This window comes from Candidatus Tumulicola sp., assembly GCA_035601835.1.
GTDB lineage: Bacteria > Vulcanimicrobiota > Vulcanimicrobiia > Eremiobacterales > Eremiobacteraceae > DATNNM01.
The window spans coordinates 121,136-140,924 of record DATNNM010000012.1 but is presented as its reverse complement, the minus strand read 5'-3'; the positions used below and the strand labels follow the sequence as shown (position 1 = coordinate 140,924).

General features: G+C 63.8%; 23 protein-coding genes, 1 tRNA gene and 2 riboswitches. Of the genes, 14 read left to right on the top strand and 10 right to left on the bottom strand.

The features are described from left to right. Positions 1-86: 86 nt before the first annotated feature. Complete coding sequence (locus VN934_08395) at positions 87-590, top strand: DUF1264 domain-containing protein (GenBank protein ID HXM18822.1); 504 nt, start codon at positions 87-89, stop codon at positions 588-590. 68 nt (positions 591-658) lie between these two features. Here VN934_08395 and VN934_08390 read toward each other — a convergent pair whose 3' ends face one another. Then, positions 659-853: a DUF1059 domain-containing protein gene (locus tag VN934_08390; protein ID HXM18821.1), complete on the bottom strand. Its 195-nt coding sequence runs from the start codon at positions 851-853 to the stop codon at positions 659-661. Positions 854-942: 89 nt separating this feature from the next. Between VN934_08390 and VN934_08385 the strand changes: the two genes are divergently transcribed. After that, the gene (locus tag VN934_08385) at positions 943-1,968 is read left to right on the top strand and encodes a glycosyltransferase family 4 protein (GenBank protein ID HXM18820.1); all 1,026 of its coding nucleotides are present in this window, start codon (positions 943-945) and stop codon (positions 1,966-1,968) included. Beyond that, entirely contained in the window at positions 1,965-3,143 is a 1,179-nt protein-coding gene (locus VN934_08380) for a hypothetical protein (protein HXM18819.1), read from the top strand. The genes VN934_08385 and VN934_08380 overlap by 4 nt, the downstream gene beginning before the upstream one ends. Here the strand turns inward: VN934_08380 and thiC are convergent. Beyond that, positions 3,128-4,837, bottom strand: coding sequence for a phosphomethylpyrimidine synthase ThiC (gene thiC / locus VN934_08375; GenBank protein ID HXM18818.1), 1,710 nt, complete (start codon positions 4,835-4,837; stop codon positions 3,128-3,130). The two genes, VN934_08380 and thiC, sit on opposite strands and share 16 nt — an antisense overlap. Next, a riboswitch (TPP riboswitch) is annotated at positions 4,828-4,947 on the bottom strand. (Overlaps the previous gene by 10 nt.) A gap of 65 nt (positions 4,948-5,012) precedes the next feature. Here thiC and VN934_08370 point away from each other — a divergent pair. Next, the gene (locus tag VN934_08370) at positions 5,013-5,483 is read left to right on the top strand and encodes a hypothetical protein (GenBank protein ID HXM18817.1); all 471 of its coding nucleotides are present in this window, start codon (positions 5,013-5,015) and stop codon (positions 5,481-5,483) included. Between the two features lie 19 nt (positions 5,484-5,502). Here VN934_08370 and VN934_08365 read toward each other — a convergent pair whose 3' ends face one another. Then, entirely contained in the window at positions 5,503-5,913 is a 411-nt protein-coding gene (locus VN934_08365) for a hypothetical protein (protein ID HXM18816.1), read from the bottom strand. 82 nt (positions 5,914-5,995) lie between these two features. Between VN934_08365 and moaA the strand changes: the two genes are divergently transcribed. Both moaA and VN934_08355 read left to right on the top strand, forming a co-directional pair. Further along, the gene (moaA, locus tag VN934_08360; GenBank protein HXM18815.1) at positions 5,996-7,003 is read left to right on the top strand and encodes a GTP 3',8-cyclase MoaA; all 1,008 of its coding nucleotides are present in this window, start codon (positions 5,996-5,998) and stop codon (positions 7,001-7,003) included. A 22-nt stretch (positions 7,004-7,025) separates the two neighbouring features. Continuing rightward, on the top strand, positions 7,026-7,361 hold the full coding sequence (locus VN934_08355; GenBank protein ID HXM18814.1) for a 4a-hydroxytetrahydrobiopterin dehydratase: 336 nt from the start codon (positions 7,026-7,028) through the stop codon (positions 7,359-7,361). Positions 7,362-7,371: 10 nt separating this feature from the next. Here the strand turns inward: VN934_08355 and VN934_08350 are convergent, their stop codons facing one another. Continuing rightward, entirely contained in the window at positions 7,372-8,823 is a 1,452-nt protein-coding gene (locus tag VN934_08350) for a cytochrome b N-terminal domain-containing protein (GenBank protein HXM18813.1), read from the bottom strand. Positions 8,824-8,837: 14 nt separating this feature from the next. Continuing rightward, the gene (locus VN934_08345; protein ID HXM18812.1) at positions 8,838-9,530 is read right to left on the bottom strand and encodes a Rieske 2Fe-2S domain-containing protein; all 693 of its coding nucleotides are present in this window, start codon (positions 9,528-9,530) and stop codon (positions 8,838-8,840) included. 138 nt (positions 9,531-9,668) lie between these two features. On the opposite strand from VN934_08345, the gene VN934_08340 reads away from it, so the two are divergent. The 3 genes from VN934_08340 to VN934_08330 are packed head-to-tail and all read left to right on the top strand — an operon-like array spanning position 9,669 to position 11,526. Beyond that, positions 9,669-10,469 (top strand): class I SAM-dependent methyltransferase, encoded by an 801-nt coding sequence (locus tag VN934_08340; GenBank protein ID HXM18811.1) that lies wholly within the window; start codon positions 9,669-9,671, stop codon positions 10,467-10,469. Beyond that, complete coding sequence (locus VN934_08335) at positions 10,466-10,924, top strand: nuclear transport factor 2 family protein (protein ID HXM18810.1); 459 nt, start codon at positions 10,466-10,468, stop codon at positions 10,922-10,924. The genes VN934_08340 and VN934_08335 overlap by 4 nt, the downstream gene beginning before the upstream one ends. Then, a complete protein-coding gene (locus tag VN934_08330) occupies positions 10,921-11,526 on the top strand; it encodes a zinc-ribbon domain-containing protein (protein ID HXM18809.1) in 606 nt (201 codons plus the stop codon). The genes VN934_08335 and VN934_08330 overlap by 4 nt, the downstream gene beginning before the upstream one ends. Positions 11,527-11,547: 21 nt before the next feature. Here the strand turns inward: VN934_08330 and VN934_08325 are convergent, their stop codons facing one another. Next, positions 11,548-12,672: an aromatic ring-hydroxylating dioxygenase subunit alpha gene (locus VN934_08325; GenBank protein ID HXM18808.1), complete on the bottom strand. Its 1,125-nt coding sequence runs from the start codon at positions 12,670-12,672 to the stop codon at positions 11,548-11,550. Positions 12,673-12,751: 79 nt separating this feature from the next. Here VN934_08325 and VN934_08320 point away from each other — a divergent pair. The 3 genes from VN934_08320 (at position 12,752) to VN934_08310 (ending at position 13,968) form a co-directional block, all read left to right on the top strand. After that, positions 12,752-12,836 (top strand) — tRNA-Ser (locus VN934_08320). 14 nt (positions 12,837-12,850) lie between these two features. Further along, positions 12,851-13,123 carry an acylphosphatase gene (locus VN934_08315; GenBank protein ID HXM18807.1) on the top strand — a complete coding sequence of 91 codons (273 nt, stop codon included), beginning with the start codon at positions 12,851-12,853 and terminating at the stop codon, positions 13,121-13,123. A gap of 5 nt (positions 13,124-13,128) precedes the next feature. Then, the gene (locus VN934_08310; GenBank protein HXM18806.1) at positions 13,129-13,968 is read left to right on the top strand and encodes a DUF72 domain-containing protein; all 840 of its coding nucleotides are present in this window, start codon (positions 13,129-13,131) and stop codon (positions 13,966-13,968) included. Between the two features lie 24 nt (positions 13,969-13,992). Here the strand turns inward: VN934_08310 and VN934_08305 are convergent, their stop codons facing one another. Genes VN934_08305 through VN934_08295 form a run of 3 tightly spaced genes read right to left on the bottom strand, consistent with a single transcriptional unit; the run spans position 13,993 to position 16,128 of the window. Next, positions 13,993-14,598, bottom strand: a complete 606-nt coding sequence (locus tag VN934_08305) for a nucleotidyltransferase family protein (protein HXM18805.1) — start codon at positions 14,596-14,598, stop codon at positions 13,993-13,995. Continuing rightward, positions 14,583-15,350, bottom strand: a complete 768-nt coding sequence (yqeC, locus tag VN934_08300; GenBank protein ID HXM18804.1) for a selenium cofactor biosynthesis protein YqeC — start codon at positions 15,348-15,350, stop codon at positions 14,583-14,585. Before yqeC ends, VN934_08305 begins: the two co-directional genes overlap by 16 nt. Beyond that, entirely contained in the window at positions 15,343-16,128 is a 786-nt protein-coding gene (locus tag VN934_08295; GenBank protein ID HXM18803.1) for an inositol monophosphatase family protein, read from the bottom strand. The genes yqeC and VN934_08295 overlap by 8 nt, the downstream gene beginning before the upstream one ends. Before the next feature lie 85 nt (positions 16,129-16,213). On the opposite strand from VN934_08295, the gene VN934_08290 reads away from it, so the two are divergent. Next, positions 16,214-16,750, top strand: a complete 537-nt coding sequence (locus VN934_08290) for a Uma2 family endonuclease (protein HXM18802.1) — start codon at positions 16,214-16,216, stop codon at positions 16,748-16,750. 114 nt (positions 16,751-16,864) lie between these two features. After that, a complete protein-coding gene (locus VN934_08285; GenBank protein HXM18801.1) occupies positions 16,865-18,199 on the top strand; it encodes a CBS domain-containing protein in 1,335 nt (444 codons plus the stop codon). A gap of 6 nt (positions 18,200-18,205) precedes the next feature. On the opposite strand, the gene VN934_08280 is transcribed toward VN934_08285, so the two are convergent. Beyond that, a complete protein-coding gene (locus VN934_08280; GenBank protein HXM18800.1) occupies positions 18,206-19,525 on the bottom strand; it encodes an Nramp family divalent metal transporter in 1,320 nt (439 codons plus the stop codon). A gap of 68 nt (positions 19,526-19,593) precedes the next feature. Beyond that, positions 19,594-19,761: riboswitch (M-box (ykoK) riboswitch) on the bottom strand. Between the last annotated feature and the right edge of the window lie 28 nt (positions 19,762-19,789).

Below are 19,789 nucleotides of genomic sequence, written 5' to 3'. Positions count from 1 at the left end.
AGGAAACTTTTTCGAAGCAGGCAAATTTATCGCGCCTCGCCGGCATTTTTTCGTTGTCGGCGGCTTTATGATGGGGGGGCAAACTCGTGAAGTCTTCGACAGGAATGTTCGTCGCGTGCGTTGCGGGCGCACTGGTCATCGCAACCGCAGCGTTCACGACCGGTTACAGCACGGCCGCGCAGGCCGCGAAGGCGTACCCGAACGTAGGCTGGACTATCCATATCGACGCGCAGCGTCATTTCCCGGGAAACAAACAGGTCTATGCGCATCATTTTTGCCGTGGGGTCCGGGGCGGCTGGACTGAGTGCCAACTGTACGAGAGCGACGATGCCAACGCGCGCATGGTCGGCGCTGAATTCATCGTCAGCCCGGCGATCTACAAGACGTTCTCCAAAGCCGAGCAAGCCAGCTGGCACTGGCACAAGGTCGAACTTCCGAAGGTCAACGGCAAGATGCCGGATATGACGAAAGCGGAGGCGGCCAAGGTGGTCAAGCAGATCACCGACACCTACGGGAAGGTGATCCTCTTCTACGATCCGACCAAGCAAGACGTGCCGACCGGAAGCCCGCTGATCTCGATCGTCAACTAGTTGCCGAAAAGCGCGCTCTCGCGAGCGCGCTTTTTCTTTTTTGTAGCAACGGATCTTTAGATCCGTTCTCATGCCCGCGCCGGCTCTGCCTCTTTCATGCCGCTCTTGAGCATCGCGCGAAGCTCGGGGGTGTCTTTGTGACCATGGGTCGACACCGCGTGCTCGGTGGCGGCTCTGAGCACTTCGGCTTCAGTGCCTTCTATCTTCAGACTGCAATTGGACTCGCTCGGATGTTCGCGACAATCGATGACCTTACGTCCCATGACTTGCCTCCTTCAAGGGAAACGGAACGACACGCATTATGGAAGCGTTCGCCCGTCCCCTGTCGTAGCTAGCGCTCGTGAGAGTGGCGATGCTGGCGCCGATCTCGTGGCGCGTACCGCCCCGGGAATACGGCCCATGGGAGCTCGTGGTCTGGCTGCTCACCGAAGGCTTGGTGGATCGCGGCGTGGACGTGACGCTGTTCGCGACCGGCGATTCCGACACGCGCGCGAAGCTCGAGGCGGTGGTTCCGCGCGGCTATTCGGAAGATCCGTCGCTCGTGCCCAAGGTGTGGGAATGTCTGCACATCGCCAACCTGTTCGAGCGCGCGCACGAGTTCGACCTGATCCACAACCACTTCGACTACTTGCCGCTCTCGTACAGCAGGCTCGTGCGCACGCCGGTGCTGACCACGATCCATGGATTCTCGTCGCCGCGCATCCTGCCGGTCTACGAGCGCTACAACGGGCATGCGTTCTACGTCGCGATCAGCGACGCGGATCGCAGCGAGCGCCTGGACTACGTCGCCACGATCCATCATGGCATCGCGCTCGAACAATTCACGCTGCGCCGCGAGCGCGGCAGCTATCTGCTCTTCTTCGGGCGCATCCATCCGGACAAGGGGGCTGCGGAAGCGATCGAAGTCGCCCGTCGTTTCGGGATGCCGCTTCTCATGGCGGGCATCGTGCACGATCGGGACTATTACGAGCGCGAGGTCACGCCGCACGTGGATGGCGTGCGGGTGCGCTTTCTCGGGCCCGCCGACGCGCAGCGGCGTGACGAACTGCTCGGCGGAGCGTATGCGCTGCTGCACCTCGTCAACTTCGACGAACCGTTCGGCCTGTCGATGATCGAAGCGATGGCGTGCGGCACGCCGGTCATCGCGCGCGGACGCGGTTCCGTGCCCGAGATCGTGCGCCACGGCGAGACCGGTTTCATCGTGGACGACGTGGAAGGCGCGCTCGCAGCGCTTCCGCTGATCGAGCGTCTCGACCGCGCGGCGCTGCGGCGCTACGTCGAGGAACGGTTCAGCCGCGAGCAGATGGTGGACAAATATTTGGCGGCATATGCCGAGGTTCTGCGCCGGCACGCGCTCGCCGGCGGCCGCCGACCTTGAAATTTCGGCTCGGCGTCAATTACTGGCCCGCGAGCAGCGCCATGTACTGGTGGCGGCGCTTCGATCGCGCCGAAGTCGTGCGGGATTTCGCGCGCATCCGCGCGGCGGGCTTCGATAACGTCCGCATCTTCTTGCTGTGGGAAGACTTTCAGCCGCAGGCGGGGCTCGCTTCGCCCGCAGCTTTGGAATCGCTCTTGACGGTAGCCGACGCCGCATCGGCCGAAGGCCTATCGCTGGTTCCGACGCTGTTCACCGGTCACATGAGCGGGGCCAATTGGCTGCCGGCGTGGGCGATCGAGCCGGGCAGCCCGGCCGGACGCTTTCGCATCGTGTCAGGCGGGCGCGTCGTGGACGGAAAGCCCAGAAGCTGGTTCGACGATGCCGGCGTCGTCGAAGCGCAAGTGCTTCTTGCGCGCGAGGTCGCCGCCTCGTTGCGCGCGCATCCCGCGCTATGGGCGTACGATCTCGGCAACGAGAACTCAAACTGCTCGATCCCCGCGACGCGCGAATCAGGCATCGCGTGGCTCGAGGCGGTCTCGGGAGCGATCCGTGCGGCGGACCCCGTTCATCCGATCACCATCGGCTTGCACATGGAGGATCTCGAGGAAAATCGCCGGCTAGGGCCTGCCGAGGCTGCCCAAGCATGCGATTTCCTGTGCATGCACGGCTATCCCATCTATGCGAGCTGGGCAAGCGGAGCGACCGATGCGCTGTTGCTGCCGTTCCTGACGCTCATCACGGGCTGGCTCGGGCGCCAGGAAGTGCTTTTCGAAGAGTTCGGCGCACCGACCGAGGGCCCAGGCACACCACATGCTGCGGTACCGCTGTTGAGCGAGCGGGCGGCCGCGCGCTACACCCGCGAGGCGCTCAAACAACTCCGCCGCTTCGGATCGACCGGCGCCGTGGTGTGGTGTTACGCCGACTACGATCGCAGTCTGTGGACCGTGCCTCCGCTCGACGAAGTCGCGCACGAGCGTTCCTTCGGGCTGTGGCGCAGCGACGGCTCCGAAAAGCCCGCGCTGCGTTCGATCGGCGACGCGCGCGATTGGACGCGCGTGCAGACCACCATCGATCTCTCGTGGATCGACATCCCACGCGAGGAGTTCTACGACGCCCCGCTCGCCAATCTCAAGCGGCTCTACGGCCGCTTTCGCGAGCGCTATCGCCGGATGTAGATCTCGCCGCCGCTCTCCCGGAACTCCGTGGCTTTGTCTTTCATGCCTTGTTCGATTTCGAGCTGCGCCGCATAGTCGCGGACGTCCTGGGTGATGCGCATCGAGCAGAAATGCGGCCCGCACATCGAGCAGAAGTGCGCCACCTTCGCGCCCTCTGCCGGCAGCGTTTCATCATGGAACTCGCGCGCCGTCGGCGGATCGAGCGAGAGCGCGAACTGATCTTCCCAACGGAACTCGAAGCGCGCCTTTGAAAGCGCGTCATCCCAAGCGCGGGCGCCGGCGTGTCCTTTGGCCATGTCGGCCGCGTGCGCCGCGATCTTGTACGCGATGACGCCGTCCTTGACGTCTTTCTTGTTGGGCAGCCCGAGATGTTCTTTGGGCGTCACGTAGCACAGCAAGGCGGTGCCGTACCATCCGATCATCGCGGCGCCGATCGCGCTCGTGATGTGATCGTAGCCGGGCGCGATGTCGGTCACAAGCGGCCCGAGGGTATAGAACGGCGCCTCGCGACACGCGGCGAGCTGGCGGTCCACGTTCTCCTTGATCATGTGCATCGGGATGTGGCCGGGCCCTTCGATCATCACCTGGACGTCGTGCTTCCATGCGAGGTCGGTGAGCTCGCCTAACGCTTCAAGCTCGGCGAATTGCGCTTCGTCATTGGCGTCTGCGGTGCAACCGGGTCGCAACCCGTCGCCGAGCGAGAATGCGACGTCATACGCCTTCATGATCTCGCAGATCTCTTCGAAATGCGTGTACAAGAAGTTCTCTTGATGGTGCCTCAGACACCACTGCGCCAGAATCGCTCCGCCGCGCGACACGATGCCGGTCACGCGCTTGGCGGTGAGCGGTACGTAGCGCAACAGCACGCCCGCGTGGATCGTGAAATAGTCCACGCCCTGCTCGGCCTGTTCGATCAACGTGTCGCGATAGATCTCCCACGTGAGATCCTCGACCTTGCCGCGCACCTTCTCGACGGCCTGATAGATCGGTACCGTGCCGATCGGCACCGGCGAATTGCGCAAGATCCACTCGCGCGTCTCGTGGATGTTCTTGCCGGTGGAAAGGTCCATCACCGTGTCGGCGCCCCAGCGCGTCGCCCAGGTCATCTTCTCGACTTCTTCCTCGATCGACGAACCGATCGCCGAATTGCCGATGTTCGCGTTGATCTTCACGAGGAAGTTCCGCCCGACGATCATCGGCTCCGACTCAGGATGGTTGATGTTCGAGGGGATGATGGCGCGCCCGAGCGCCACTTCGTCGCGCACGAATGCTGCCGGTACGCCCTCGCGCACGGCGACGAATTCCATCTCGCGCGTGATCTCGCCACGACGCGCGTAGTGCATCTGGGTGACGTTGTGGCCCGCCTTGGCGCGCAGCGGACGGCGCGAGTGTCCAAAGCGGATGGCGTCCAGGGAAGGCTCGGCCTCGCGCGCCTGCCGGTAGGCTGACGTGGAGCGCTCGAGTTCCTCCACGTCGCCCCGCGCGCGGATCCACGCCTCCCGGGTGCGCGGCAAACCCGCTCTGACGTCGACGTCCATCCCCGGGTCGCTGTGCAACCCACTCGTATCGTACACGCGGAAGTCGTCACCGTCGGTGAGATGGATTTGCCGGAACGGCACGCGGATGCCGCCCGGACCGTCCACGTAGATCTTGTGGCTGTTCGCTTGGGCGTGCGGTTTGAAGGTCGTGCTCATCTGCTTCCTCCCTGCGCTGGCATGATCCAGATCAGGTTCGAACGGTCGGCGGGGTCTTGCGACGTACCCGCCCTCTCAGTCCGCTTGCGCGGACTCCCGTGACGGTGGTAACTTTCGCCGCGCCCGGCGTGATGCCTGGCCCTCTTTTGGGTACATTAATGGTGGAATAAAAGCCATGAAAAAATCGGCATTTGTGCTCACGCTCGTTCTCATGGGTCTCGGAATCACCGGCGCCTTGGCGGCTCCAGTTCGCGACGGCTCGGCCTCGCGCGCGCACCTCGGCAACGCCTCCGTCAGCGGGCGCATCGCCGTCCAGTATGTCGCGGTGCCGCAATGGCTGCCGTCGGCTTCTTCGCCCGCCCCGCTGCGCTGCAACGATATCATCGTTTCCGCGAGCCTCTCGAGCGGCCGTTCATTTTCGACCCACGCGGTCGGCGACATCAGCTCGGGCAGTTGCGAGTATCGCGTGGGCGTCAACGTTCCGGCCGGCTCCGCTGAACGCGCGTTGATGGATTGGGCCGTGCCCGTGGACAAGGGCAAGGCGATCAAGTCGTCGCCCATCGTGCTCGACGTCCTTGCTGGTCAGACGCAGCGCATCGATTTCGGCGCGCTCGTCGGCCTGTGCGCCCACCCCAACCGCATGTAACCGAAGGCTCGCGCCTTATCTACGCGCCGCCGCAGCTATGCTGCGTCGCGGGCAGATAGTACGCCGCGTGCAGCCGGTAGTCGTAGACGCGATAGACTTTGCCGCGATCGTCGCCGGGCGGGCAATTCTTAGGAACGCTGTAGAGGCAGGTCTGCACCTTGTCGCCTTCGCGTTCGCGCATCGCGACCGGATTGCCGGGCTGATAATCGACCGCGCTCACGCCGTTGGCAAAGCGCAAGGCCACGCCGCTGTCGTACTGCGGTTGGCCGCCCGACTCGAGGCGCGTCGTCGCCAGCGTGACGGTCGTGTTCTGACAGTGCGGCTTGCTCGAGGGCCACGGCTTGGCGGGAGCCTCAAACGCGGGCGGGTCGGCCATGGCCAGGGCCGGTAGGAGCGCGGCAAGGCCAAAAGCGAGGGCTTGCATCTTCATGGCGGCTTGAGAGTTGCGCGAGCGAAGGGCGCGACCCTACCGCGCCGAAGCAAAACGAACAAGCATGCGCATCCCTTCACCCATGCCCCCCAAAGACACGCGCGGCCGCGGGCTGCGCGACCTTCGCATTTCCGTCACCGACCGCTGCAATTTCCGGTGCACCTATTGCATGCCGAAAGAGGTCTTCGGACGCGAGTTCCACTTCCTGCCCCTGCAGCAGCTGCTCTCGTTTGAGGAGATCACTCGCCTGGCGCGGATATTCATCTCGCTGGGCGTGGAAAAGATCCGGCTCACGGGAGGCGAGCCGTTGCTGCGCCGCGAGATCGAAAAACTCGTCGCCATGCTCGCGCCGCTTCCCGGACTGCGCGATCTCACCCTCACCACCAACGGCTCGCTGCTCGCGTCCAAAGCGCGCGCGCTCAAGGATGCAGGACTTCATCGGGTCACGGTCAGCCTGGACTCGCTCGATGATTCCGTCTTTCGCGCGATGAACGACGTTGATTTTCCGGTCGACCGCGTGCTCGGGGGGATACAAGCCGCGATCGACGTCGGCCTGGCGCCCATCAAGATCAATGTCGTCATCAAGCGCGGCGTCAACGAACACGGCGTGCGCGATATGGCGCGTCACTTCCGCGGCACGCCGTGCGTTTTGCGTTTCATCGAATACATGGATGTCGGAACGACGAACGGCTGGCGTTTGGATGACGTGGTTCCGGCGACCGAGATCGTCCGGACGATCGACAAAGAGTTCCCGCTCGAGCCGCTGCCAGCGAACTACCGCGGCGAGGTCGCCAACCGTTTCCGCTACCGCGACGGGCAAGGCGAGATCGGCGTCATCGCCTCCGTGACGCAGCCTTTTTGCGGAGATTGTACGCGCGCGCGGCTCTCCTCAGAAGGGCTGCTCTACACCTGTCTGTTCGCTTCGCTCGGACACGACCTGCGCGCGCCGCTGCGCGCGGGTAAGTCCGACGACGAGATCGCCGCGCAGCTCGGCGCCATCTGGGGCGCCCGCGATGACCGCTACTCGGAGATGAGAACGACGCAGACCTCGGACCTGCCGAAGGTCGAGATGTCGCACATCGGCGGGTAGCGGACGACGAAATAGCTGTGTCATGAGCACACTCGCCGATAAGACCTGCATCCCGTGCAAAGGCGGCGTGCCGCCGCTCGACGCCGGCGCCGTGGCCTTCCTCATGGATCAGTTGGGCGGCGGCTGGGAAGCGGTCGGCGACCGCAAACTGCGAAATGAATACGCCTTCAAGAACTTTGCGGACGCGCTCGCGTTTGTGGTGCGGGTCGGGGCAATGGCGGAAGAGCAAGGCCATCACCCGGACATCTACCTCGCGTGGGGCAAAGTCCGCATCGAGGTGTGGACCCACAAGATCGACGGACTGACCGAGAGCGATTTCGTGTTCGCGGCGAAGTGCGACGCGCTTTTCCGGAGCTAAAGCTCCGGCACTACTTCACGGACTTGACGTCGGCCACGCTCACCGGTTTCGCGCCGTTGAGCGAGCGGATGTAGGTGACGACCGCCGCCACCTCCGCCGGCGTGAGGCTGCCCTTCCAAGCCGGCATCGCGCCGTTGTACGTCTGTCCATTCACCACGATCTTGCCGTTCATGCCGTCGAGCACGGTGTGGATGACCGCCTTCGGGGAGCCGGCAACGTATTTGTTGCCCTTGAGCGGCGGGAACGCTCCGGGCAGACCTGCGCCGCCGGCCGCGTGACAGCTCGCGCACTTGGCGTCGTAAATCGCCTTGCCGTCGGGCACATTCGCTGCCACGGTAGCGCCGCCGCTCGGCGCCGGCGTCGGGGGCGGTGCGCCAAGGCCGGCGACCGGGGTGAGGCCCGCGGGACTTGCTTTGCGCTCCGCATTGATCGCGTTCGCTGCGAATGCGCTTAGGCCGACGATCGCGACGATCGTGAGCGCGGTGACGCCCATCATGAAGGGACGCTTGGCGATCGCCCGGCTTGGATTGCGGTCGATCCACGGCAACAAGAAGAGTACGAGCGAGAACACGCCGGGCAGGACCACGGTGGCGACCAGCGTGAGCACTCCCGCCGGCGCAATGCGCAAGATGCCGTAGAGCGAGTAGAAATACCACGCCGGCGCCGGAATGAAGCCGCCGTAGTTCGGATCGGCTTTGGGAAGCAGCGGCGTCGGCATATAGACGGCGAGCGCCACGACAACGAGGAACGCGATAAATGCGACGAGGGTGTCCATGAAGATCTGTTCGGGGTAGAAACGCCCGACCGTCTTCGGCTTCTCGTCCGCCGCCGGCCCAGCCGGACCGTTATGACGGAAGATGAACAGGTGAAGTCCGACGAGCCCGATGAGCAGCGCGGGCGTCAACCAGACGTGGATGCCGAAGAACCGGCTGACCGTGAGCGTGCCGAGCGTGGAGCCATCGTTGAGAAAACTCGCGATTTGCGGGCCGATGATGGGCACGGTGGCGGCGATGTTGATACCGACTTGGGTGGCGTAGTAAGCGTTGAGGTCCCACGGCAACAAATAGCCCGTGAAACCAAGGACGAGCGTGAAGAAGAACAGGGTCACTCCGACCGCCCATTGGATCTCGCGCGGACGTTTGTACGCGCCGAAGACCAGCGCTTGCAGCAGGTGCACCGTGACCAAGATGATCATCGCCGAGGCGCCCCAATCGTGCAGGCTGATCATGAACTGGCCGAACGTGACGTGCTCGTAGATGAATTTGGTCGACTCCCACGCGGTGAGGGCGGACGGCGAATAGTAAAACGTGAGGAAGATGCCGCTCACGATCTGCATGGTGAGCAAGATGAGCGTCACGCTACCGAAGACGTACCAGTAGCTGGCCCCGCCCGGGATGTCTTCGGTCAGGAACTCCTTGAGCGCCGAGACGATGCCGGTGCGTTGTTCAATCCATGAAATCATGTTTCGGCGTCCCCTTATGAGTACGAGACGATCATTCGATACGGCACGTTGGCGAAATACTTCACCCACTCGACCTCGGCGATGCCGCTCTGTTCGCGAAACGGCACCGGGTCGAGCCCGCGCGGCGCCGGGCCGATGAACGAACCGTCGGGCTTCTTCATGTGCACGCCGAATTTGCTGAATTGCGAGCCGTGGCATGGACACAAGAAGGCCTTGAGGCCGTCATCCCAATCGAACTTGCACTGGAGGTGAGGACAGACGGAACTGAACATCACGAAGCCCATCGTGCCGACGGGAAACGTCACGTCGCCGAGCGACTTCGGATCGAAGAGATCCGGCCGCTGCTCGCGGAATTGGCTTTCCTCGGCGGCGTTCATGTGGACGCCCCAGACGTAGTAGCTGTTGTCGCTCACCAAGTATCCGTCGATGACGTTCTTTTTGGTGAACGTGATCTTGACCGGTTTGTCGATGCTGGCCTTGAGCGCCGCGAATTCTGTGGCGGACAGCGACGACCAGCCTTTGTTCGCGCTGAGCAACTCGGGCTTGGGCCATAACGTGGCCGCGAGCGGAACCACCAAACCAAGTCCGACCACGCCGCCCAAAACAACGGTCGCCTGGGCCATAAAGCGTGTCCGGCTGATCTCGTCTGGTGTGTCAGGCTGCGGCGGGGTCTTCGGTGCGGGGTCGGCGTGGGACTCTGACGACACTGTCTTTACCTCCAGGTCGCGCTTGCACTGGAGCGGAGCTTTTGACTTCAGGCCCGTTGGGCCTTCGTCGGCACCCGGCCGCCAGCGATTTTTGTCGCGATTGTAGGCGCGCGCGGCGGTCCGGCGGAATCGCCTGGCGTGGACGAGCGTCGAATCAAGAACCTGGTCAAGGCCCAGTTCGGCGCCGCCGCGCAGGCCTACGTCACCAGTGCCGGTCACGCGGAGGGCGACGATCTGCGGCGCTTGGTCGAGTTGGCGCGGCTCACCGGCGTCGAGCGCGTGCTTGATGTTGCGACCGGTGGGGGACACACGGCCCTGGCCTTCGCGCCTCACGTGCGCGAAGTCGTGGCCAGCGATCTGACGCCCGAAATGCTCGCAGCCGCGGAAACGTTCGCTCAATCCAAAGGGGCTTCCAATATCCGCTTCCGGCAGGCCGAGGCGGAGCGTTTGCCTTTTGAAGACGCTGCTTTCGATGTCGTCGTCACCCGCATCGCACCCCATCACTTCGCCGACCCCGAGCGTTTTGTCGCCGAAGCGGCGCGCGTGCTGCGGCCGGGCGGCTTGTTCTTGCTCGACGACAACATGACGCCGGAGGATGCGGAGCTCGACGCGTTCATGAACCGCTTCGAGCAGTGGCGCGATCCGAGCCACGTGCGGGCGTACACGCAGACAGAATGGATCCGCATGATCGAGCACGCCGGACTTGCGATCGAGCTGGTGGACCCGCTGTACCCCAAGCGCTACGAGTTCGATGCGTGGACGGCGCGCATGCGCATGCCCGAACCGGAACGCCGCGCGCTCGAACGCTGGCTCTTAGCAGCACCGGCGCGCTGCAAGGAGTTCTTTCAATTGAAGGTGCAGGACGAGAGCGTCAAATCTATCGCCGGTTATTTCGGCATCATCGAGGGGCGCAAACAGGTGTCAAAGGAGCAACCATGATGTTGTATTTTGCGCTCGTCTTGCTGTTGGCAAGCCCAACGCCGGCCGCGACGGCCAATCCCAATGCAGCCATACAAAAAGCCATAGACGCCGGTAATGACCAGTACATCGCGGCGTGGGAGCGCGGCGATGCCGACGCATACGCGGCGCTGTTCGCCGAAGACGGCGACATCGTGAGAGGGAACGGCGCCATCGTCCACGGCCGCGCCGCCGTGCACGACTATCAGAAGAAAGTCTTCTCGCAGCTGGGCATGACCAAGGGCACGATCACGACCACCGATCTCGTCGTTGACGGCGACACCGCCTACGAGATCGGCAAGTACCAGTTCACCTTCAAGCCCGCGAAAGGAGCCGCCGAAACCGACCTAGGCCGCTATCTCACGATCTGGGGACGCCAGTCCGACGGCTCTTGGAAGATCAAGATGGACTCCGGTCTGACCACGAGCTGTGCGTGAGCCCGGTGGACCCTAGCGTGTACTGCCAGCGCTGCGGCGCGCCGCTTCCCGCGGGCGAGCAGTTCTGCTCCAAGTGCGGAGCAGCCGTGCCGGTCTCAAGGGAGACGCCGGGCGAACCGCCGGTGTTGGCGATCCCGCCGGAAAAAGGCGGCACGTCCAAGTGGGTCTTCGTCCTCATCGGATGCCTCGTCTTGCTCTTCGCCATCCCCGTGATACTTATCGTAGCGGCCATCGTCATACCGAACTTCTCGCGCGCCCGAGAACAGGCTCAACTCGCTCAGGACGAAGTCAATATGAGAAACATTGCGACCGCGCTCGAGACGTACGGCGTCGACAATGGACGCTATCCGGCGACGCTTCGGGAACTCGTTCCGAAATATCTACCGCCGCCGCTGCCCGCCGTGCCCGGCACGAAGGCGGCCTACGTCTACCATCACCCCTCGGCCGATAAACGGCTCGGCAGCTACGACATCGAGGACGACGGCTCGCTAGGTCGATCGATGCTTGGACGTTTGCCGAACGGACCTGGCGGAGCGCCGTGCGGCGAGGAGTGCAAATACGTCGTGTATGGCCAGAGCGCCGGACTCATCGGCAAGCCTTAGCGAAACGTGGTAAGCCGGGCTTTAGTCCGGCGCTTGCATCCTTGAGAGATAGTGGCGGTCGAAGGCGTGCAATAAGCCTTCCTGGTTCGCGTATGGCCCGGGGACGTATGCGCGCGACGAAACGCCCAGCTGCGAGAGTTCGCACACGCGCCAATCCTGCCGGTTGGTGAGATCCCAAAACTCAACGGCGTCGCTGGGATCGAAATCTGCTCGTCGTATCTCCGATGGATCGAACAGCCACTCGCACGCGATGGTTGTCTGAGCGACGTTCACGGGCCGCACGATGTGCGCCATGACATAGTCCGGGTGCAAGCTCAACAGCAGCGAGGGGAAGATCGCATAGAAATACACGCGATTGAGGTCGTCGCCCCCGACTTCGCCTACCGCGCGGCGCGCCGTCGCTCCGCTCGTCGTCAGCGTGCCGCCCGGGCGTCGAAAGGTCATGTAACCCCCGAGGAACGCGCCTTCCATCAGATCGTTGCGGCCGCTGTCCGAAGGCGTGAGTTTCTCGAGGGCCGGATGGATCAGCGGGCAGTGATAGCACTCGGAATAGTTCTGGAAGACCAGTTTCCAATTCGCCGCGACCTCGTACTCGATCCGCCGCGCCGCGCGCAGCTCACCGATGTGCCAGCGCGCGAATCGCTGCGCGACCGGCGCGAAGGCCTGCGAGAAGGGCTCCTCCTTTTGCGCCAGGTTGAGGAAGAGAAAGCCGTTCCAGGCCGCCAGCGCGGCTTGGTGGAGCGGATACTCGGTCTGATCGAAGCCGGCCACGTCGGCCATATTGCGCGCTGCCGACAATCGTCCATCGAGCGCATAGGTCCACGCGTGATACGGGCACTGGATCGAGCCGGTCAGCGTGCCGCGCTCGTCGCTGCACAGGCGCGTGCCACGATGCCGGCATACGTTGAAAAAGGCGCGCACCTGCTGGTCGTTGCCGCGGACGACGATGAGACTTTCGCCGGCGACGTCGGCAAGAAAGAAATCTCCGGGTTGCTCGACGTGCTCTTCGCGTCCGACGCAGACCCACTCCGAGGCGAAGACGCGTTCGCGCTCTTGCGCGAAGATCGCGCCATCGGCGAAACAACGCCCGGGCAGCCCGTGCGCGCGCGCCGGAACCGAGGCTTTTGCGAACGCCGTCTCGCGCACGGGGATGTGCCCTCCTTTTCCGCGTCTGGCGGAAATCGTTGCCTTTGCACCAAACCAAGACCTTCGACTTCGAAAACGTGGAGGGGTGGCTGAGCGGTTGAAGGCGGCGGTCTTGAAAACCGTTGGGGTGAAAGCCCTCGTGGGTTCGAATCCCACTCCCTCCTCGCGCGCATAGCTCGTGCCGCGCTTGCATGTGATCGCACGCGGCATGGTCCAAGGCGTTTTCTTTCGGGTCAGCGCCGCCGAAAAGGCAGGCGATCTAGGACTCACCGGCTGGGTGCGCAATCGGCCTGATGGCGGCGTCGAAGTGCTCGCCGAGGGACGCGCTCAAGAACTCGAGTCGTTCAAGCGCTGGTGCGCCGAAGGCCCGCCCGGCGCGGTCGTGCGAAAGCTTGAAGAGTTCTCGGAAGAGGCGACCGGCGAATTCGCCTCGTTTCGCATCATAGGGTAGTGATCGTGCGCGTTCACGTCGGCACGTGCGGCTTCTCGTACAAGGATTGGATCGGTCCGTTCTATCCGCACGGCATGAAATCGCCAGACATGCTTGAGTTCTACGCCGAGCACTTCGATGCGGTCGAGATCGACAGCACCTACTACGCCGTTCCCAAGCCGCAGCTGTTTACGAACATGGCGGCGCGCACGCCGCCCGCTTTCCGTTTCACGGTCAAAGCGCCCGGCAGCATCACGCATGTCCCCGCCGACAGCGAGCCGCCTGCCGACGATGTGCGGCTCTTCCGCGAGGCGCTCAGCCCGCTGCTCGCCTCCAAGAAACTGGGCGCCGTGCTCGCGCAATTCCCGCACGCGTTCCGTCCGAATGCCGACGCGTATCGCCGTCTGGAGCAGGTGCGCGAATGGTGGCCCGACCTTTCGCTCGTCGCCGAATTCAGGCATCGCGAGTGGCAGCAAAGCGACGCGGTGAAACGGCTCCGGGAACTCGACGTCGGGTGGTGCAACGTCGACGAGCCGGCATTCAAAACGCTGCTGCGGCCGAGCGCCGACGTGACCTCGAGCATCGGGTATGTGCGCTTTCACGGCCGCAACTACGACAAGTGGTGGAAGCAAGAGCGCGCTTCGCACGAGCGCTACTCGTACCTTTACGGCGACGAGGAGCTGCAAGCGTGGGCGCCGCGCATCGCAGACGTCGCGCAGGAAGCCGAAGAGACGTTCGTCTTCTTCAACAACCACCATCTGGGCCGCGCCGCGCAAAACGCGACCGAGATGAGCGCGATCCTCCGGCCGCTCATGGGTCCGCCGTTAGTGCCGAAACCGCGGCCTGAGCAGCCGCGGTTGTTGTAGATGACCGGGGCTAAAGCCCCGGCACTACATTCGAGTAATGGCCGCGAGGTCGGATTTGCGGTCGATGTCGGTAAAGGCGCGGGCATCAAGTGCTTCGACTAGGACGAGCCGGGCTGACTGCGTCTTGATGTAAGCCTTCGCTCCGCGATCCCCGCGCAGCGCGCGCAGTTTGGCGAAATCTCGGTGCACGAACAGCGCGGGCGTGCCCCACACGCGCCCCGCGCGCAGCGCCACGATGGCGCTCGGCCGTGCGATGTGGGCCGCGATGAGCGCGTCCACGTCGCGCGGACTCACGAACGGCTGGTCAGCCACGAGGATGACGCACGCCTCGTCTGCTGCGTGCAGGCGCAAACCGCAGCGTATGGACGACGCGATGCCGTCGCTCCAGCGCCGGTTCTCCACAACCGCGCAACGCCGCGTCTCGAGGCCTTCGCGAACTACCCCCGAGTGCGCGCCGAGCACCAGCGTGCAGGTCAGCGCACGCGATGCGCACGCAGCATCGATCGCATGCTGGGCGAGCGGTATGCCGCGAACGTTTGCAAGCAGTTTTGAATGCTTGCCGTCGAAGCGCGTGGACGCGCCGGCCGCCAGCACGACGCAGCCCACGCGCGGTATCAGCGCAAGCGCCATCGCATCGTCCTGTCGCCGAGTTGCGAGGCTGCGACCAGCGCGCCGAGCTCGACGTGCGCTAACGCTTGGCCAAGACGCTTCAATGCCGGAACTTCAGGACCGGCGTCGACTTTGTTCACGAGGACGGCGAAACGCGCGCTCTCGTCAACGTCTTTGCATTTCGACTCGTAGGCCCGCACGATGGTCGCGATGTGCTCGACCTCCATAGGCGCGCCAGGCGCGGCGCCGGTCAACTCGGCGATGCGCTCCGCCCGGTGCAGATGCTCGTCATCGATGATCGCGCCGACCGCGTCGAGCCCGACGACGACGATCATGAGCGTGGTCGTGGAAGCGAGGACCGGTTCGTGCGCTGCCGGGGCTTTGAACGGCTTCATGCGCGCGCCGTCGGCCTCGTTGATCACGTAGCTCGCGCCGCAACGGAAAAAGAGCTCGTCGGCGATCTCCGGTGCGATGCCTTCCAGCCGCCCCTCGCGTGCTCCGCTCCCGACCGCCACCAGTCGCGCGTGCTGCAAAGCGGAACCGACGGCCTCTTTGAGCGTGTGGTCCGGCACGGCTTTGCCGTAGGCCACGAACGCCACATCCGGCGGACGAGCTCCCGCTTTCGTCGTCGAGGTCACGATGGTGGGCGCTGTCGTAGAAAGCTCGCGCGCGAGCGACCACAAGGTCGTGGTCTTGCCGCCGCCGCCGACCAGCGCGATGTGCTCGCTCGACCCGAGATCGAATGCCTCGCGCCAGCTCGCGCATTCACGCACGCGGTGCGAGCACCTCGAGCATCGACCGATGGATCTTTCCGTTGCTCGCCACGATCTGGCGCGCGTCGAGCGCGGACGGACCGCCCCGATAGTCGGTGGCCACGCCGCCGGCTTCCGTGAGGATCACGGTGCCTGCCGCCACATCCCACGCCTGCAAGTCGGCTTCCCAAAACCCATCGAAGCGCCCGCAAGCGACGAAGCATAGATCCAGCGCGGCTGAGCCATCCCGGCGGATCGCTTGGCTGCGGCGCATGAACTCCGCGAAGGGGGCGAGGTTCGAAGACACTTCGTTGTCGCGCTGCGGCGGAAATCCAGTCACCAGCAGAGCGTCTTTGAGATCGTCTTCGTCCGAAACGCGGATCGGACGGCCGTTGCACTCCGCCCCGCCGCCGCGCAGCGCGCGGAACATCTCGCCCGAAACCGGATTGTACACGACGCCGGCGCGCAGTTCGCCATCGTACTCGTATGCGATCGAAACGCCGAAGAGCGGATATGCGTGCGCGTAGTTCGTGGTGCCGTCGAGGGGATCGACGATCCACCGGCCGCGCGATGGGCTGCCGCTTTCGCCTGCTTCTTCTCCTAAGATGCGGTCGTCCGGAAACGTCTGAGCGATGACGTTCCGAATGATGGCCTCGCTCTCCGTGTCGGCTTCGGTGACGAGATTGCTGCGCAGCCCTTTAGAACGTACGGCGATGTGCGTGCCCAGCTTCGAACGCAGCAGCTCGCCGGCGCCGCGCGCGGCGTGCTCGGCCACGGCGAGCACTCGAGCGAACTCCATAGGTCCGCGTTCGAGCCCGAAAAGGACTGCTCCCTTGACGCACGCTCGAAAGGAGGGAAACGGAGTCCGTGAGGTTATTTCTCTTATGCACATGGTACTTACAGAGCGCGAACTCCTCAAGGTGCAGCAAGCGAATCCGGCCTGCCGCGTCGAGTTGCGCGACGGCCGGATAATAATCATGAGCCCTTCGGGAGCCTTGTCCGAAGTCATCGCCGTCATGCTCGCTAGCAGATTGAACGCCTGGGTGCACCCGAAAAGGCTTGGCTATATCCTTGGTTCAAACGGCGGGTTCAGGCTGCCGAATGGAGACATCATCGCTCCCGATGTCTCCTTCGTCACGCGAGACCGGTTGCCGACGCTTCCCGCGGGCTTCGCGGACGCGGTTCCCAATCTCGCGGTCGAAGTCAAATCGCCATCCGACCGGATACGCGAGCTCGAGGAAAAACTCGGGCTGCTTCGAGAGCTAGGCGCGCAGATCACCTGGCTCATCGATCCGGACCAGCGCACCGTCGCGGTGCACGAGCTTGGTCACGCACAGCTTCTAAAGGACGGAGATACGCTGCACCTGACGGCGCTGCTGCCTGGTTGGAGCATGCACGTTCAAGATCTTTGGCCGGACTAGATGAACTCTAGCCGCTCATTGCTCGCGGAGCAATCCATCAACTGACCAAGGGCGCGGGTCTTGTGGGTTGACGCATCCCGACACCTCCCCTTACAATGGCCTTAAAGAGGCATTATGGTGGAACTGCACGAGGCGTACGTCAGCGAACTGATCGGCCGCCCGGTCAAACTGTGGACCGAGGGCTCGAGCATGCCTATCGGCAAGGTGCACGACGTCGTCGTGGACGGCCGCGAGGAATTCCCGCCGGTGACCGGGCTGTACATCAAGTGCCGCGACGGCGGCATGCGTTTCGCTCAGTTCTCCTCGGTGCGCGCCATCACGGACAAAGAGGTGATCCTCAATGCTCCGCCGCGCGACGCCGAGCACAAGGTGGCGGCTGACGACGAGCTGCTGCTCAACCGCGAACTCCTCGATAAGCAGATCGTCGACGTCGACGGGCGCAAGGTCGTCCGTGTGAACGACGTCAAGTTGGCGCCGGCCGGCGACCAGTTGCGCATCATCGCCGCCGACATCGGCGCGTCCGGCTTGTTGCGCCGGCTCGGACTGAGCGGCTTCAGCAAGCATTTGCTGGAGCGTTCGACCCGCCTCGGTGTTCCGAGATCGCTTATCTCCTGGGATTCCGTGCAGCCGCTTTCGCGCGTCGGACCCACCGACTCGGTCCGCTTGCGCGTACCCAGCGACAAGATCGAGCGCATCCATCCCGTCGACATGGCGGCCATCATCGAGGAACTCAACGCGTCCGACCAGGCGTCGCTGGTGAGCTCGCTCGACGAAGAGACCGCCGCCGACGCGTTCGAGCAGCTCGACGTCAACACGCAACTCTCCATCCTTGAAGATCTGAAACCGGAGCGCGCGGCGGACATCATCGAGAACATGAGCAGCGATGACGCGGCCGACCTGTTGGCCGAGGTCGAACCCGACAAGCAGCGCCAGCTCCTCAATCTCATGGAGCCGGATGAGGCCAAAGACGTGCGCGAGCTGCTCGCGCACGACGAAGCGACCGCCGGCGGCATTATGACGACCGAGTTCCTCTCAGTACCGCCGGGGCTGACGGTCGGGGAGACCTTCGAACACATCCGCAAGGCCGCGCCGGACGCGGAGCTGGTGTATTACGTGTACGTGCTGGACCAGTCCGAGCATCTTCTGGGCGTCTTGTCGCTGCGCGACTTGGTCGGCAGCGATCCCTCGCAGCCCACCGACAAACTCATCCAAGAGCATGTCGTGAGCGTGCCGCTGAGCGCGTCGCGTGAGGAAGTCGCCGCCGTCATCGCGCGTTATGACTTCGTCGCCGTGCCTGTCGTCGACGACGAGGGCCACATGCACGGCATCGTCACAGTAGACGATGCGCTCGACGTCGTGCTGCCGGAAAGGCTGCGTAAGATGCTGCCGCGCGTCGGCAAGTCGCGCTCGGGTAACCGACATGCGCACGCGGGCCAGCCGGCGCGCTAGCAAGCTTTAGCCGCCGAGCGACGGAAAAAGCAGTTGCACGGTCGAGACCACGGTGAGTCCGCCCACGATGATCACCGTGCCCCACGCGATGATATTGAACAGGAGCCCGTTGGTGTACGCGCCCATCAGCGTCCGGTTGTTGATCAGCAGCAACATGATAAGCAGAACCACCGGCAGCAGCGCGCCGTTGAGCACCTGCGACCAGAAGATGATGCCAAGCAGGGGCGCCCCTGGCAGCAGCACGACTCCCGCGCCGATCGCGAGCAGCGCGCCGTACAAGCCATAGAAGAACGGGGCCTCGCGGAAACGCTTGTCGACACCTGACACGAAGCCAAAGGCCTCGCAGACGTAGTACGCGGTCGAGAGCGGGATGATCGACGCAGCGAAGACAGCGGCGTTGAGCAGACCGATCGCGAAGAGCAGCGAGGCGAACTTGCCGGCAAGCGGGGCCAGCGCCGCGGCGAGCGCCCCCGCGTCGGTCACGGTGATCTGCGCGCTCGCGCCGGCATGTTGATTGTGGACGTAGATCGTCGCCGCAGAGGCCACGATGACGAAGAACGCGATGATGTCGGTAAAGGTAGAGCCGGTGACGACGTCGATGCGCGAGTACTTGTAATCCTGGATCTTGATGCCTTTCTCGACGATCGCCGACTGGATGTAGAACTGCATCCACGGTGAGATCGTCGTGCCGATGACGGCGATCGCCATCAGCAGATAGGCCTTGGTCGGCGTGAAGTGCGGGAAGATGAACTGGTGCATCACATCGCCCCAGTCCGGCTTGATGATGAAGCCGCTGATGACGTACGAGAGATACACGAAGCAAAACAGGAAGAATATCTTCTCGACGAGCTGGTAGTTGCCGCGCGTCACCACGGTGAACACGAAGACGGCTACGAGCGGCACGAGCACGTACGCCGAGAGCCAGGGCACCGAGTGCTGGAATATGGGCGAGACCGCGGCCACGCCCGCGAATTCCGACGCCGTGTTTCCGAGATTGCCGAGCACGAACACCAACAGCACCCAGAAGGTGACCTTGACGCCGAAGTTCTCGCGGATGAGATCGGCGAGCCCCTTGCCGGTGACCGCGCCCATGCGCGCGCACATCTCTTGGACGACGATGAGCGCGACCGTCACTGGGATGAGGATCCACAGCAGCGTATAGCCGAACTGCGCGCCGGCGAGCGAGTATGTGGTGATGCCGCCGACGTCGTTATCGGCGTTGGCGGTGATGATGCCCGGTCCGATCACCGACAAGAACATAGCGACAGAGCGCCAGATGCTCGGCCGGCGTGCGGACGTCGTTTGCGGTTGTTGCGCTATCGCCATATAATAAAAGACCGCCGGCGCTTTTCGCACTCAACGGTCATGAAATCGCGACTGTGGCCCGTGGCCGGCAGCGTCCTCATGCGTTGAGTTTTGGCACGACACGCCATAAAGCCCGAAAACTTAGCCGTCTTAGATATCGCCTTATTTCGGCGATGCCTGGTCACCCATTGGGGTCTCTCGACCTTTCCGGGTAGCGGCCTTTCTGCGTGTCGACGCCTCACCTAACGAGGCCTGTTCTCGACGATTTTACATCGGCGTCGGCGA